16 protein-coding genes are annotated in these 13,269 nt (G+C 65.6%); 5 read left to right on the top strand and 11 right to left on the bottom strand.

Features of this window, described 5'->3' with window-relative positions:
- The first annotated feature begins 197 nt into the window (after positions 1 to 197).
- Positions 198 to 395, top strand: a complete 198-nt coding sequence (locus BZL41_RS05415) for a YjfB family protein (protein ID WP_095598348.1) — start codon at positions 198 to 200, stop codon at positions 393 to 395.
- 108 nt (positions 396 to 503) lie between these two features.
- Positions 504 to 827: an I78 family peptidase inhibitor gene (locus tag BZL41_RS05410; RefSeq protein ID WP_095598347.1), complete on the top strand. Its 324-nt coding sequence runs from the start codon at positions 504 to 506 to the stop codon at positions 825 to 827.
- A gap of 19 nt (positions 828 to 846) precedes the next feature.
- Here BZL41_RS05410 and BZL41_RS05405 read toward each other — a convergent pair whose 3' ends face one another.
- Genes BZL41_RS05405 through BZL41_RS05395 form a run of 3 tightly spaced genes read right to left on the bottom strand, consistent with a single transcriptional unit; the run spans position 847 to position 3,703 of the window.
- On the bottom strand, positions 847 to 1,620 hold the full coding sequence (locus BZL41_RS05405; RefSeq protein ID WP_095598346.1) for an enoyl-CoA hydratase: 774 nt from the start codon (positions 1,618 to 1,620) through the stop codon (positions 847 to 849).
- Positions 1,621 to 1,641: 21 nt separating this feature from the next.
- On the bottom strand, positions 1,642 to 2,583 hold the full coding sequence (locus tag BZL41_RS05400) for an iron-sulfur-binding ferredoxin reductase (protein WP_095598345.1): 942 nt from the start codon (positions 2,581 to 2,583) through the stop codon (positions 1,642 to 1,644).
- The gene (locus BZL41_RS05395) at positions 2,576 to 3,703 is read right to left on the bottom strand and encodes a diguanylate cyclase (protein WP_095598344.1); all 1,128 of its coding nucleotides are present in this window, start codon (positions 3,701 to 3,703) and stop codon (positions 2,576 to 2,578) included. The genes BZL41_RS05400 and BZL41_RS05395 overlap by 8 nt, the downstream gene beginning before the upstream one ends.
- A gap of 236 nt (positions 3,704 to 3,939) precedes the next feature.
- On the opposite strand from BZL41_RS05395, the gene BZL41_RS05390 reads away from it, so the two are divergent.
- On the top strand, positions 3,940 to 5,463 hold the full coding sequence (locus tag BZL41_RS05390) for a fumarate hydratase (protein ID WP_095598343.1): 1,524 nt from the start codon (positions 3,940 to 3,942) through the stop codon (positions 5,461 to 5,463).
- 132 nt (positions 5,464 to 5,595) lie between these two features.
- On the top strand, positions 5,596 to 6,630 hold the full coding sequence (locus BZL41_RS05385) for a MerR family transcriptional regulator (protein ID WP_095598342.1): 1,035 nt from the start codon (positions 5,596 to 5,598) through the stop codon (positions 6,628 to 6,630).
- A gap of 34 nt (positions 6,631 to 6,664) precedes the next feature.
- Here the strand turns inward: BZL41_RS05385 and BZL41_RS05380 are convergent, their stop codons facing one another.
- The gene (locus BZL41_RS05380; protein WP_095598341.1) at positions 6,665 to 7,549 is read right to left on the bottom strand and encodes a carbon-nitrogen hydrolase family protein; all 885 of its coding nucleotides are present in this window, start codon (positions 7,547 to 7,549) and stop codon (positions 6,665 to 6,667) included.
- On the bottom strand, positions 7,546 to 8,136 hold the full coding sequence (locus tag BZL41_RS05375) for a GNAT family N-acetyltransferase (protein WP_095598340.1): 591 nt from the start codon (positions 8,134 to 8,136) through the stop codon (positions 7,546 to 7,548). The genes BZL41_RS05380 and BZL41_RS05375 overlap by 4 nt, the downstream gene beginning before the upstream one ends.
- 115 nt (positions 8,137 to 8,251) lie before the next feature.
- Here BZL41_RS05375 and BZL41_RS05370 point away from each other — a divergent pair, with 115 nt between their 5' ends.
- Positions 8,252 to 8,650, top strand: a complete 399-nt coding sequence (locus BZL41_RS05370) for a nuclear transport factor 2 family protein (RefSeq protein WP_095598339.1) — start codon at positions 8,252 to 8,254, stop codon at positions 8,648 to 8,650.
- A 191-nt stretch (positions 8,651 to 8,841) separates the two neighbouring features.
- Here the strand turns inward: BZL41_RS05370 and BZL41_RS05365 are convergent, their stop codons facing one another.
- The 6 genes from BZL41_RS05365 to BZL41_RS05340 all read right to left on the bottom strand — a co-directional run bounded on the left by BZL41_RS05365 (position 8,842) and on the right by BZL41_RS05340 (position 13,241).
- Entirely contained in the window at positions 8,842 to 9,144 is a 303-nt protein-coding gene (locus BZL41_RS05365) for a ribbon-helix-helix domain-containing protein (protein ID WP_084336252.1), read from the bottom strand.
- A gap of 57 nt (positions 9,145 to 9,201) precedes the next feature.
- Complete coding sequence (locus BZL41_RS05360) at positions 9,202 to 9,786, bottom strand: DJ-1/PfpI family protein (RefSeq protein WP_174706135.1); 585 nt, start codon at positions 9,784 to 9,786, stop codon at positions 9,202 to 9,204.
- Between the two features lie 245 nt (positions 9,787 to 10,031).
- Positions 10,032 to 10,643: a DUF2846 domain-containing protein gene (locus BZL41_RS05355; protein ID WP_095598337.1), complete on the bottom strand. Its 612-nt coding sequence runs from the start codon at positions 10,641 to 10,643 to the stop codon at positions 10,032 to 10,034.
- A gap of 244 nt (positions 10,644 to 10,887) precedes the next feature.
- Positions 10,888 to 12,048 carry a phosphatidylserine/phosphatidylglycerophosphate/cardiolipin synthase family protein gene (locus BZL41_RS05350; protein WP_095598336.1) on the bottom strand — a complete coding sequence of 387 codons (1,161 nt, stop codon included), beginning with the start codon at positions 12,046 to 12,048 and terminating at the stop codon, positions 10,888 to 10,890.
- Between the two features lies 1 nt (position 12,049).
- Positions 12,050 to 12,625 (bottom strand): YceI family protein, encoded by a 576-nt coding sequence (locus tag BZL41_RS05345; RefSeq protein ID WP_095598335.1) that lies wholly within the window; start codon positions 12,623 to 12,625, stop codon positions 12,050 to 12,052.
- Positions 12,626 to 12,665: 40 nt separating this feature from the next.
- On the bottom strand, positions 12,666 to 13,241 hold the full coding sequence (locus BZL41_RS05340; RefSeq protein WP_095598334.1) for a YceI family protein: 576 nt from the start codon (positions 13,239 to 13,241) through the stop codon (positions 12,666 to 12,668).
- Positions 13,242 to 13,269: the final 28 nt, after the last annotated feature.

The following is a 13,269-nucleotide window of genomic DNA, read 5'->3' as shown; positions in this document are numbered from 1 at the left end:
CCTGAAGTAGTCATGTCTTTCTGGCTGACTTCAGCGCCTACCGATTTTGAAAGCGGCCATGCGATCCAAAACGCTCAGATCAGGTGCGCTTTTCTATCGGGCCACCACGACCTTCCGTCCCCCGGCGCTCCCCATGGGTTTCGCACCGGACGCATCCGGGTTAACCTGCAGGCTCCCCTTCCGGCCCAGGGACCCGCATGGAAATCTCCAGCCTCACCAGCGCCTTCACCGCCGCCACCGCCGCGCAGCTCGCGATGGAAACGTCCGTGCAGGTCCTGGAAAAGGCGCTGGACCTCCAGGCCCTGAGCGCCCTAGCCCTGGTCGAGGCCCTGCCACCCCTGCCCTCCGGCGCCAATCCGCCGAATCTCGGCAACTTCATCGACACCACCGCCTGACAAGCGCCGATACATACGCACCGGGAACACCACCTCGCCGGAACAGTCCGATGCACACGCCTGCCCCTGGCGGGTATGGTTGTGCTTCACGACACCCAAGGAGAGAGCATGCATTCCAAACAATTAATCATCGGCTGCGCCCTGGTCTTCGCCACTCTCGCCGGCTGCAGCAGTACGACGGATAAACCCGTCCAGGCACCGGAAGAGCCGGCCGGCGATCACTTCAGCGGCCGATGCGACGCCGCGCCGGTGCAGAGCCTGATCGGCAAGACCGCCAGTTTCGAGATCCTCGAAGAAGCCCGCCGCAAGGCCGGCGCCCAGACCGCGCGTGTGCTGGGACCGAACGACGCAGTGACCATGGAATACAACGCCCAGCGCCTCAACCTGGAAACCGACGCCGCCCAGGTGATCAAGCGGGTTACCTGCGGCTGACCAGTGTCCGGAGCCGCTCTCAAGCGAAGCGAGAGAAATCCGGCTTCCGCCTTTGCAAAAATGCGCTCAGTGCCTCGACCGCCTCCGGCGAACGCAGGCGCTGGCCGAACAGCTCGCCTTCTTCGGTGATCACCCGGCGCAGCTCCTCGCGCCCCGGCGCACGCATCAGACGCTTGCTGTCGGCCACCGCGGCCGGTGGCAGTTCGAGGAAGCGCAAGGCCCGCTCCCGTGCCCTGGCCAGGGTGGCAGGGCCGTCGTCCAACGCTTCCAGGGCAATGCCCCAGGCCGCTGCCTGTTCGCCGCTGAACCCTTCGCCCAGCAGCAACAATTCAGCCGCCCGTGCCTGACCGAGCAGACGCGGCAGGATCAGGCTGGAACCGAACTCGGGGCACAGGCCGAGGTTGACGAACGGCATCTTCAGACGGGCATCCCGGCTCACGTAGACCAGGTCGCAATGCAGCAACAGCGTGGTGCCGATACCCACCGCCGGCCCGGCCACCGCCGCCGCCACCGGTTTGCTCAGCTCGAACAGCGCGCGCATGAAATGGAACACCGGGCTGTCCAGGCCGCTCGGCGGCGCCTTGAGGAAATCTTCCACATCGTTGCCGCTGGTGAAGCAGGTGTCGCTGCCGGCGATCAGCACCGCCCGCACCGTCGGATCCTGGTCGGCCTCGGTCAGTGCATCGGCCAGGCGGCCGTACATGGCGCGGGTCAGTGCGTTGAGCTTGTCCGGGCGATTGAGACGCAGGGTCAGCAGCCCCTGCTCGCGCTCGACGAGGATGTGATCGGTCATGGCGATTCCCTGGCGGCGAAGTCAGCCGACGCGCGGGAGAAAAACGTCGGCCAGCATCTGGTTGCGCGGCAAGCCGGCGAGATAGAGGCGGCGGGCGAAGGTCTCGACACGGTCGGGATGGCCGCAGAGTAAGGCGACGGTTTGCCGCGAAACAAGGCGGAATCCGGCCAAAACAGCCGGCAACTCGGCCGGCACGATCAGCTCCGCCTGCACCGCAGGATGCTGCCGGGCCAGCGCCGCCAGGGGCTCGGCGAGGTAATGCTCGGCGGCATCATGGGCGAGGTGAATGAGGCGGATGGGGCCTCGGTGATCCTGCCGCAGCGCCTCGCGCAGCACACCCCAGAGCGGCGCCAGACCGGTGCCGGCAGCCATCAGGCAGAGCGGCCGCTCCTGCCAGTCGGGGTCGTAGTGCAGAGCTCCGCCGCGCAGCTCGCCGAGACGCAACGCATCGCCCGGACGCAAGGCCCGGGCTGCATCGCTGAAGGCCCCGGGCTGACGGCAGTCCAAGTGAAATTCGAGCCAAGGGTCCTCGCCCGGCAGGCTGGCCAGGGAATACGGTCGAGCCACTCCCGTCGCCGTCCACAGCACCAGATGCTGCCCGGCGCGGTAGGCCAGCGGCTTCTGCGGATGCACGCGCAACCGCAGGACGGTCGGGCTCATCCAGCCGACTTCCGCCACGTCGGCGGGAAGCCCGTCGCGCAGCGGGTCGAAGACTTCCACCTCGAGGTCATCCACTACCCGGCACTGACAGGCCAGCCGCCAGCCGCTCTCGCGGCGCGCGGCGTCGAGCGCATCGGGCTGGGCATCGTTCGGTTCGCCGCGCCGGCAACGCACCAGGCAGGCATGACAACTGCCGGCCCGGCAACTGTAGGGAACGGCCACCCCGCCGTCACGCAAGGCGTCCAGCAGGTTGGCGCCAGGGGCGACGACCCAGTGGCGGCCGCCGGCGTACAGCTCAGGCATCGACGCCCTCCCAGGTGGCGTCGCAACGGTTGCGCCCGCCACGCTTGGCCCGGTAGAGCGCCTGGTCGGCGCGCTGCAAGGCCTCGTCCAGATCGTCGCCGCAGTTCAGCAGGGTCATGCCCACCGATAGGCTGAGGTTGTCCACCTGCACACCCACCGGCTCGGCCTGGCTGAAGGCTTCGCGCAGGCGCTCGCAGCAGGCGGTGCACTGGTCGGCATCGGTGTTCGGCAGCAGCAGGACGAACTCTTCGCCGCCATAACGCGCCAGCACGTCGCCGTCGCGCAGGCAGGCCCGCGCCACCGCGGCAAAGGTTTGCAGCACGCGGTCGCCAGCAGCATGGCCGTGGACGTCGTTGATCCGCTTGAAGTAATCCAGGTCGATCAGTGCCAGGCCGAGCTGGCGGCCGTGGGCAAGCTGCCCCAGTTCACGGGCGGCGAGGCGGAGGAAATGGCGGCGATTGAACAACCCGGTCAACTCGTCGGTGGCAACCAGGTCTTCGAGCTGGCGCATCATGCCGCGCAGCGTATCCTGATGCGCCTGCAAGGCAAAGCGCCTTTGCCGCATGCGCTGGCGCAGCGCGTGCACGTAACTGGCGAACAGGCTGAGCCAGACCAGCACCACGAACAGCACGCTGAGCTGCAGCACCGCCAGGCCGGGATCGTCCAGGGTCATCCGCCAGGCTTCCCACAGGTTCAGCCCGGCGAATCCGAAGAAGGCCGCAGCGGCGCAGCGCACGAAGACTTTCGGCTGCAACTGGAAGACGCCGAATAGCAGGATCAACACGTAGAGCACCAGCAAGGTGCCGCGCCCGACGCTCATTTGCGAAAGGAACCAGGTGTGCCAGGCCAGCGCCACCAGCACCTGGGGCTCGGTCAGGCTGGGATCGCGCAGGCGCAGGTTGCGCCCGCTGCGGAAGATCAGGAAGAAGGCCAGTTGGCTGAGCACGACCAGCCCGGTGGTCAGCAGCGCACCGGCCACCGACGCCTGGTAGAGGTCGCTGAACACCGCGACCCAATTCAGCAGCAATCCCAGGCCGTACGTCGCCGCCGCCATGTAGAAGCGCTTCATCAGCAGGCTCTGCAAGGCTCGGCGCTTGCCCCGGTGACTCGATGTGCTCATGGGCTCCGTCCCGTGCTGGCACCTGGCCGCCACTCTACCCCTGTGATCACAAAATGCCTAGATTCCAGAGGAAAAGTCGCCGGCCGAATCTGGCGATCACCTACCAAGGTCGACCGTGGCGGGTGTCCCCGTTACGACGTGCGCGGTATACTGCCGCGCCTTTTTTACCTTGCAAGCGCGCCGGGTCGTGGTCCGGCGCTTCCAGATGTTCCCGTATTCCAGAGGAGCGCGCCCCCGTGACCGTGATCAAGCAAGACGACCTGATTCAGAGCGTCGCCGACGCCCTGCAGTTCATCTCCTATTACCACCCGGTTGATTTCATCCAGGCCATGCACGAGGCCTACCTGAAGGAAGAATCGCCGGCCGCGCGCGATTCCATGGCGCAGATCCTGATCAACTCGCGCATGTGCGCCACCGGCCACCGCCCGATCTGCCAGGACACCGGCATCGTCACCGTGTTCATCCGCGTCGGCATGGACGTGCGTTGGGACGGCGCCACCATGAGCGTCGACGATATGATCAACGAAGGCGTTCGCCGTGCCTACAACCTGCCGGAGAACGTCCTGCGCGCCTCGATCCTGGCCGACCCGGCCGGGGCCCGTAAGAACACCAAGGACAACACCCCGGCGGTGATCCACTACTCCATCGTCCCCGGCGACAAGGTCGAGGTGGACGTCGCGGCCAAGGGCGGCGGCTCGGAGAACAAGTCGAAGATGGCCATGCTCAACCCGTCCGACTCCATCGTCGACTGGGTGCTGAAGACCGTTCCGACCATGGGTGCCGGCTGGTGCCCGCCGGGCATGCTCGGCATCGGCATCGGCGGCACCGCCGAGAAGGCTGCGGTGATGGCGAAGGAAGTCCTGATGGAGCCCATCGACATCCACGAACTGAAAGCCCGCGGCCCGCAGAACCGCATCGAGGAACTGCGCCTGGAGCTGTTCGAGAAGGTCAACCAGCTGGGCATCGGCGCCCAGGGCCTGGGCGGTCTGACCACCGTGCTCGACGTCAAGATCATGGATTACCCGACCCACGCCGCCTCGCTGCCGGTGTGCATGATCCCCAACTGCGCCGCCACCCGTCACGCCCACTTCGTGCTCGATGGCTCCGGCCCGGCCAGCCTGGAGGCGCCGCCGCTGGACGCCTACCCGGAAATCGTCTGGGAAGCCGGCCCGAGTGCGCGTCGCGTGAACCTCGACACCGTTACCCCGGAAGACGTGCAGAGCTGGAAGCCGGGCGAGACCCTGCTGCTCAACGGCAAGATGCTCACCGGCCGCGACGCCGCGCACAAGCGCATGGTCGACATGCTGAACAAGGGCGAGCCGCTGCCGGTGGACCTGAAAGGCCGCTTCATCTATTACGTCGGCCCGGTCGATCCGGTCGGCGACGAAGTGGTCGGCCCGGCCGGTCCCACCACCGCCACCCGCATGGACAAGTTCACCCGCCAGATTCTCGAGCAGACCGGTCTGCTCGGCATGATCGGCAAGTCCGAGCGCGGCCCCATCGCCATCGAGGCGATCAAGGACAACAAGGCCGTCTACCTGATGGCCGTCGGCGGCGCCGCATACCTCGTGGCCCAGGCGATCAAGAAGTCCAAGGTGCTGGCCTTCGAGGAACTCGGGATGGAAGCCATCTACGAGTTCGAAGTGAAGGACATGCCGGTGACCGTGGCGGTCGACACCCAGGGCGAATCGGTACACATCACCGGCCCGGCGATCTGGCAGAAGAAGATCGCCGAGAACCTGGCGGTGGAAGTGAAGTAAAAAAACCGCCTCGCGACACGACAAACGCCCCGACCCGTTCGGGGCGTTCGTTTTTCCGCAGCCGGAAAGAACGCTTGACCCTCACGCAACGTGAGGCCCGAGGATGGCAACGCTCGAAGGGAGGACACATCGATGAACCTGCGCGTGGGCGAACTCGCCCGACGCAGCGGCCTGACCGTCAGGACCCTGCACCATTACGACAGCATCGGCCTGCTCCGTCCTTCGGCACGCTCCGACGCCGGCTACCGGCTCTATGGACGCAAGGACATCGCGCGCCTGCATCAAATCCAGGCGCTGCGAGGTCTGGGCGTCTCGCTGGCGGACATCGGAGCGATCCTGGACCGGCCGGATCTGTCCCTTCCCCGTCTCGTCGAGCAGCAGATCCGTCTGCTGGATCGACAGATCGCCCAACAACGCCTGCTGCGCGAACGACTGGCGCAGTTGCACGGGCAGTTTCTCGATGGGGAAGAGCCGGAGCTGGCCGACTGGCTGACCACCTTGGAAATGATGACCATGTACGACCGCTACTTTTCCCCGGAAGAACTCGCCGCACTGCCCTTCTACCAGGACGGCGCCACCAAGCGCGAGGAATGGACCGCCCTGGCCCGCGAGGCGGAGACTCTCATGCGCCAGTCCGCATCGCCACGCAGCGAAGCCGCCCAGGCCCTGGCCCGGCGCTGGATGTGCGCCTTGGAACGCGACACGGCGGCGAACCCGGCCTGGCTGGTGAAGCTCAACGACATGCATGCCCACGAAGCCTCGCTGCAGGCGCAACTGGGCATCACGCCGGCGATCGGCGCGTTCATCATGACGGCCTTCGCGGAGAGCCGGCTGGCACTGTACGAGCGCTACCTGTCGGCCGACGAGATGACCTTCATGCGAGGGCACTATGCGCAGCGGATGCAGGCATGGCCGGCGCTGCTGGCGGACTTGCGCCAAGTAATGGACGACGGCATGGCAGCGGACAGCCCGCAAGCGCGCCAACTGGCCGGCCGCTGGCTGGAGCTGTTGCGCGGCTACGCTGGCGACGATCCCGAGACGCACCGGAAGATTCGCCTCGCCCATGAGCGCGAACCGACCCTGAACGAAGGCACCTGGACGACTCCGGCGCTCCTCGCCTATCTGGCACAGGCCGTCGCCGCCCTCCAGGCCAACGCCGGACGCTAAGGGAAGAATCGCCGGGCGCCCGCCGCCCGGCTCCTCAGCGCAATCGCAACATCCCGTCCGCGAACTGCTCCGGCCAGTCGCGGCGGGTGAACACTTGCCCTTGCTCGCGTACCCGGCGTACCTCGTCGAGATCGAGATCGGCGATCAGCCACTGGCTGCCGGACGGACAGAGCCCGGCACTCGACGCCACCACACCATCCGCAGGCATGCCGTAGTCCGGCGGGACATAGAGCCCGGCGCGGCCGATGTTCTCGTCCAGTGCCGGCGACCAGGGCGCCAGCCCCACGGTGGGCGACTGCAGCACGGCGATCTGGTTTTCCAGCGCCCGCGCCTGGCAACCGATGCGCACCCGGTGGAAGCCAGCCTCGGTATCGGTGCAACTGGGTGCCAGGATCAGATCGGCACCGCCCTCGGCCAGGCGGCGGGCGAGCAGCGGGAATTCGTTGTCGTAGCAGATCAGGATGCCCAATCGACCGAGGTCGGTATCGAACACCCTGAGTCCTTCCCCCGCCTCAATGCCCCATTGCTCGCGCTCGAAGCGGGTCATCATCAGCTTGTCCTGATGCCCCAGGCAGCCATCCGGGCCGAACAGCCAGGCGCGGTTGCGGTAGCGGCCATCCGGGTCGCGGACCGGCGCCGAGCCCGGTTGCAGATAAATTCCCAACTCACGGGCGATGTCCGCACAGAGCTGCAACCAGCCGTCCAGCAACGTCTGGATACCGGCGATAGAACCCGACAGGTCGCTGCGTTGCGCTGGCGGCAGTTGGCCGCTGAGGACCAGCCCGGCGTATTCCGGCAGGAGCAATAGCCGGGCGCCCTGCCCGGTCGCCTGGCGACAGAGGGCGCGCAGGTGCCCGGCATAGGACTCGGCCGTCTCGAACAATTCGATGGCGTACTGGCAGGCGGCGACCCGGATCATGTGTTCAACTCTTTCAGCCAGAAGGACATGGGCTTGGCGCTTTCCTCGGCATCGCCCAGGTCCCGCCAACGGTATTCGGTGCGCAGCTCGGGGTGATGGCGATAGCCGCGCTTCTCCCAGAAGGCGTTCAGCGGCTGGTAGCCGGGAGGCCGGCGCGGATGATCGGCAGGACGCTCGACGGCGCAGAACGCGCACCAGTCGAAACCACCGAGGCGACGGGCATACCCCTCGCGTTCGACGAAAAAACGCACGCCCAGGCCGGAGCCACGGTATGCCGGCAACAGCACCGACTCGCCGAAATAGAAAATCCGCTGCGGGTCCCAGCCCTGTTCGAGGAACGGCCGCTTGAACTCGTCCGTCTCGTCGGCCATCGGCAAACCGGTGGATGCACCGACCACCTGCCCGCGGTCCAATGCCAGGACGAACAGGCTCCGCGCCGAACGGGCATAGGTATTCAGGTAGTTCGCCTCGTATTCCGCGGTACCGTCGTAGAGGTACGGGAACTCGCGGAATACTTCGATGCGCAGCCGCGCCAGGTCGGTTATGAACGGTTCGATGGCCGAACCGTGAAGCAGGTGGATATCCATGAAAAAAACGTCGTTTTGTTGGCGTAAATGACGTGGATGGCAATGCCCCATCTAAGTGAAAAACCTATCATGGCCGTCATCGTCCGGTTTAACCCTTTGCGACAGGAACCATCGCATGACCACCACCGAGCTGATCCACGCTTACTACGCCGCCTTCAATGCCCATGACATGCCGGCCTTCCTCGCCCTGCTTTGCGACGACGTCGTCCATGACATCAACCAGGGCATGCGGGAGACCGGGAAGCCGGCGTTCAGCGCCTTCATGGACAAAATGAACCACTGCTACAAGGAGCGCCTCAGCGACATCGTGGTAATGACCAACGGCGACGGCAGCCGCGCCGCGGCGGAGTTCGTGGTGCATGGCCAGTATCTGGTGGACGACGAAGGCCTGCCGCCCGCCACCGGCCAGACCTACGAACTGCCGGCCGGCGCCTTCTTCGAGATCCGCGACGGCAAGATCGCCCGCGTGACCAACTACTACAACCTGATGGACTGGATCGCCCAGGTCGATTGAGGGGAACTTCGCCCCCACCCATGACCCACTCCCGTGGAAGGCGTGGAAACTTGTGGGAGCGAGCTTGCTCGCGAAATGGGCAGCACAAGTGCATCACCAGCGGAGCTAGCTCCTACAAAAGCGGACCGATGGTACACGCAACCGGGGCGAATTCATTCGCTCAGCGGAGCTTCGCCGACATTACCTCACCGCTACGCCAATGCCCGCGGTTTCGGCAACTCATGCACGCTGGCGCGGCGCTGGGCGAGGTAGCGGGTGCAGCTCACCCGCAGGAAGGACGCAAAATTGACCACTTCGCCACGATAGTCCATCACCTCGTCGTACAGCTTGGTGATCAACTGGTTGGTGGTCATGCCGTCCACTTCGGCGATTTCCCGCAGGATGTCCCAGAACTGGTTCTCCAGGCGCAGGGTGGTGACCACTCCACGGATGCGCAGCGAGCGCGAGCGGGACTCGTAGAGAATCGGGTCGGCTTTTACATAGAGTTCACACATTTCGATCTCCGAAGCCGGCTGCCCGGCGCATATCGGTCGCGCCGGGAGCCGCGACGACTACAGGTCGATGCGGGTACCGAGCAGTTCGAGGAACTTCGCCAACCACGCCGGATGCGCCGGCCAGGCCGGCGCGGTGACCAGATTACCCTCGACGTGTGCCTGGTCCACCGGGATAGCCACGTAGTCGCCACCCGCCAGCCGCACCTCCGGGGCACAAGCCGGGTAGGCGCTGCAGGCACGGCCCTTGAGCACGCCGGCAGCGGCGAGCAGTTGGGCGCCGTGGCAGACCGCCGCGATGGGTTTCTTCGCCGCATCGAACGCCTTCACCAGCTCGATCACCGTGGCGTTCAGCCGCAAGTATTCCGGCGCCCGTCCACCCGGGATCAACAGCGCATCGTAATCCTCGGCACGCACGCCGGCGAAGTCCGCATTCAGGGCGAAGTTGTGTCCGGGCTTCTCGCTGTAGGTCTGGTCGCCTTCGAAGTCATGCACCGCCGTGCGAACGCTCTGCCCGGCCTTTTTGTCCGGACACACGGCATGCACGGTATGCCCCACCATCTGCAGTGCCTGGAACGGCACCATGGTCTCGTAGTCTTCGGCGTAGTCGCCGACCAGCATCAGAATCTTCTTCGCAGCCATGATCTGTCTCCTTGATGGATGGGGAACGCACGGATCATCGCGCGCCTCCCCGGGCAGCGGGTAATAGCGTAGTACTACAACGGCGGATGGCCGATTGGCTGCGACGGGTGGAACAGGGTTGGGTTGGGCGAATGAGTTCGCCCAGAGGCGGCCGCTATTGTCGGAGCGGATTCATCCGCGAATGGCGAAGCAGCGGTGTATCTGGGTTCGCGAATGAATTCACTCCCACACTTCTCCGCCCGTAGCCCTCAGATACCGATCTTGTCCAACGCCCGCCCTACGCCGCGCCAGAAGCCACGCTGCGGTCGCGGTTTCTTGTCGCCGTTGGCGGCGATCTGCTCGAAGGGCTGCACCTGTCGAGTCGCGGCGAGTTCGCTCAGCGCGAGGCTTTCCGATACCAGTTGCAACGGGCCGTCGCCCTGGTTCGGCTTGCAGTTGGCCGGGGGCGGGTTGAGTTCGTCGTAGCGCAGGTAGTAGGCACTGCCCGCCTCGGTTTCCAGGCTGAAGCTGGCGATGCGGGTGAAATCCAGCGGGCCGTCGGCGAACAGGGTCCAGAAGCTGCCGAACAAGGGACGACGCATTTCCAGCTGATAGCCGGCGGCCTCGAACTCCAGCACCAGGTAGCCATTGCTCGGCAGGCTGCCGATCAGGTTGTTGTTGATGAACAGCCCGGGGGCCTCCAGCTCCTGGTCGGCCCAGTCGCTGCGCGGCCGGTACAGGTAGACCAGCGCATGCTGCCCGTCGCTCGGCGTGTGAGCCTGGAATGCCGGCCCGTCGGTTTCGCCGAAGAAGGCACCGGAGGTGGAACAACCGGCCAGGACGGCCAGCAACGGAAGGACGAACAACAGGCGACTGCGCATACGCTTCCCTCTTAAGAGCGTGTTCAAAGTCTCGCGAGCTAGAGCCATGCAAGGCCTCGGCGGCCCCGCAAAAACAGGCGAGGACGCGGAGTTTACGAACTGTAAATGAGCAGTCCGACCGGGCTGGCGATCCAGCCTGTTTTCAACGCAGCAGGGCCGACGCGCAGCAGACTTTGAACAGGCTCTATGGTTATGCGCCGAGCATAGCCATCACCATCAGCCACGGCACCCGACAAAAGTGCGGTCAGCCGCGCCGGTCGAGCAGGTTCACCACCAGCCGGTCCAGCCAGCCCCACAGACGCTGTTGCAGACGCCGCCACCACGGCCGCGCCCGCCACAGCTCCAGACTGATTTCACGGCTCTGACCGAAGTCCTCGATGAAGCTTTCCGTCACGGACCGGGTCAGTTGCGGGTCCATGGCTTCCAGGTTGGCTTCCAGATTGAAGCGCAGGTTCCAATGATCGAAGTTGCATGAGCCAATGCTGACCCAGTCGTCCACCAGCACGATCTTCTGGTGCATGAAGCGCGGCTGGTATTCGAAGATGCGTACCCCGGCCTTGAGCAGCCGTGGGTAATAGCGCTGGCCGGCGTAGCGTATCGGCGGATGATCGGTATGCTGGCCGGTGAGCAGCAGACGCACGTCGATACCCTGCGACGCGGCCTTGCGCAGGGCGCGACGGACCTTCCAGGTTGGCAGGAAATAGGGCGTGGCCAGCCAGATGCGCGCCTTGCTGCCGCGCAGGGAGCGGATCAGCGATTGCAGGATGTCGCGATGCTGGCGGGCATCGGCATAGGCCACCCGGCCCAGCCCCACGCCCGCTGGTGGGTACGGCGGCAGACGCGGCAACCCAAGCGGGTACTGCGGTTTCCACGCCAAGCGCGCCAGGCAGGCCAGCCACTGGCGCTCGAACAGTTGTTGCCAGTCGGCCACCAGCGGGCCGGCGATTTCCACCATCATCTCGTGCCAGGCGCTTTGCTCCGCGCCCGGCGTCCAGAAGTCGTCGGTCACGCCGGTGCCGCCGATGAAGGCACGAGTACCGTCCACCACCAGCAACTTGCGATGGTCGCGGAACAGGTTGCGCAAGCCTCGTCGCCAGCGCAGCGGGTTGTAGAAGCGCAGTTGCACCCCGACGTCCAGCAGGCGCTGACGCTCCGCCGGAGTGAAGGCAAGGCTGCCGAAATCGTCGAACAGGCAGCGCACCTGCACGCCACGCCGGCCAACCCGGCAGAGCACGTCCAGCAAGGCGTCGAGACAGGCCCCCGCCTCGACCAGATACAGCTCCAGCTCGACCTGGCGCTCGGCGGCCTCGATGGCCTCCAGCATACGCGGGAAGAATGCAGGCCCATCCACCAGCAATTCGAAACGATTGCCGCCCCGCCAGGGAAAGATTGCGCCTCGACGCATGTCAGCGGGCGGTGAAAATCAGCACCGCGCCCACCGGCACGGACAGGCTGATGGCCGGGAGCGCGGCCGCCTTGCGCAATGCCTCGACGCCCGGCGCCAAACCGAAGTCGTCGGCATGCAGCACCAGTGGCGCCAGGGTCACGACCTGGAAACGGCGGTCGTCCAGGCGAGTCGCCAGCAGTTCGGCGTCCAGGCGTTTTTCCTTCCCATGCAGACGCAAGGTCAGTGGCAGGCGCAGTTCCAGTTGCGCGCCGGGTGCCAAGTCGGTGATCGGCCCAAGGGCGAGCTGGGCCTCCACCTCCGCCTCGGCGAAGTGCCGGGTATCGAACAGCAGGTTGCGCATCCGCTCATCGCGCAGCGGAATGCCGGTGCTCACCGACTCCAGCTCGACGCGCAAACGCGCACGACCCTGGTCGTCGACCTTGCCGTGCAGCGTGAGAAACCGGTGCACCTCGGAGAAATTCACGGCCTTGGTGGAGATGAACGACAGCCGTGACGATTCGTTATCCAGATACCAACTGGCATGGGCGGTTGCACTGGCCGAGGCAGCCAGCGCAAGAGCTAACAGCTTTCGCATGAACGCTCCCTGTGGAAAGGAATCTGCGCACCATAGCGGTTCAGGGCTGCCGCTGGAAGTTCAGCACCGCGAAGACCGGCACCTCCGGCGTGATCGACGGAACGCTGGCGATGGCCTTGAGCTTTTCCAACCCGTCGATCAGGGCGAAATCGTCGGCCTTGATTACCAAGGGTTCGAGCAGGGTCACCTGGAGGCGCTCCTCGCCCAGGCGACTGACCAGCACCTCGGCCTTCAGGCGCCGCTGCTGGCCGTGCAGGTCGAGCTGGAACTCTAGGTTCTCGATCTGCGACGCGCCGACGTCCAGTTGCTCCCAGATTGCCAGATCGATCTGGCTGGACACCTCCGCCTGGGGAAAGCGCTCGGTTTCGAACAGCGTCTCGCGGGTGCGTTCGTCACGCAGGGCAAGCCCGGTGTCGAGACCGCTGAAGGGAATGACGACACGCGCCAACCCTTGGCCGTCGACCGTCCCGGAGAGTTCGGTGAAGCGCTGCACGTCGGCCATATCGCCGCGCTTGACCGAGACGAAGCTGATCCGCGACAACTTGGGGTCCAGTTGCCAGTCGGCCAGCGCCCAGGAAGCCGGAAGGACTGCCAGGAGAAAAACCAATGCGCGCATGACTACTCCGCGAGGCGGGCAACACGGC

It is taken from the genome of Pseudomonas sp. PIC25 (assembly GCF_002286785.1).
GTDB lineage: Bacteria > Pseudomonadota > Gammaproteobacteria > Pseudomonadales > Pseudomonadaceae > Pseudomonas_M.
Note: the sequence above shows the minus strand (reverse complement) of the source record. Positions and strands in the feature narration are given on the sequence as shown.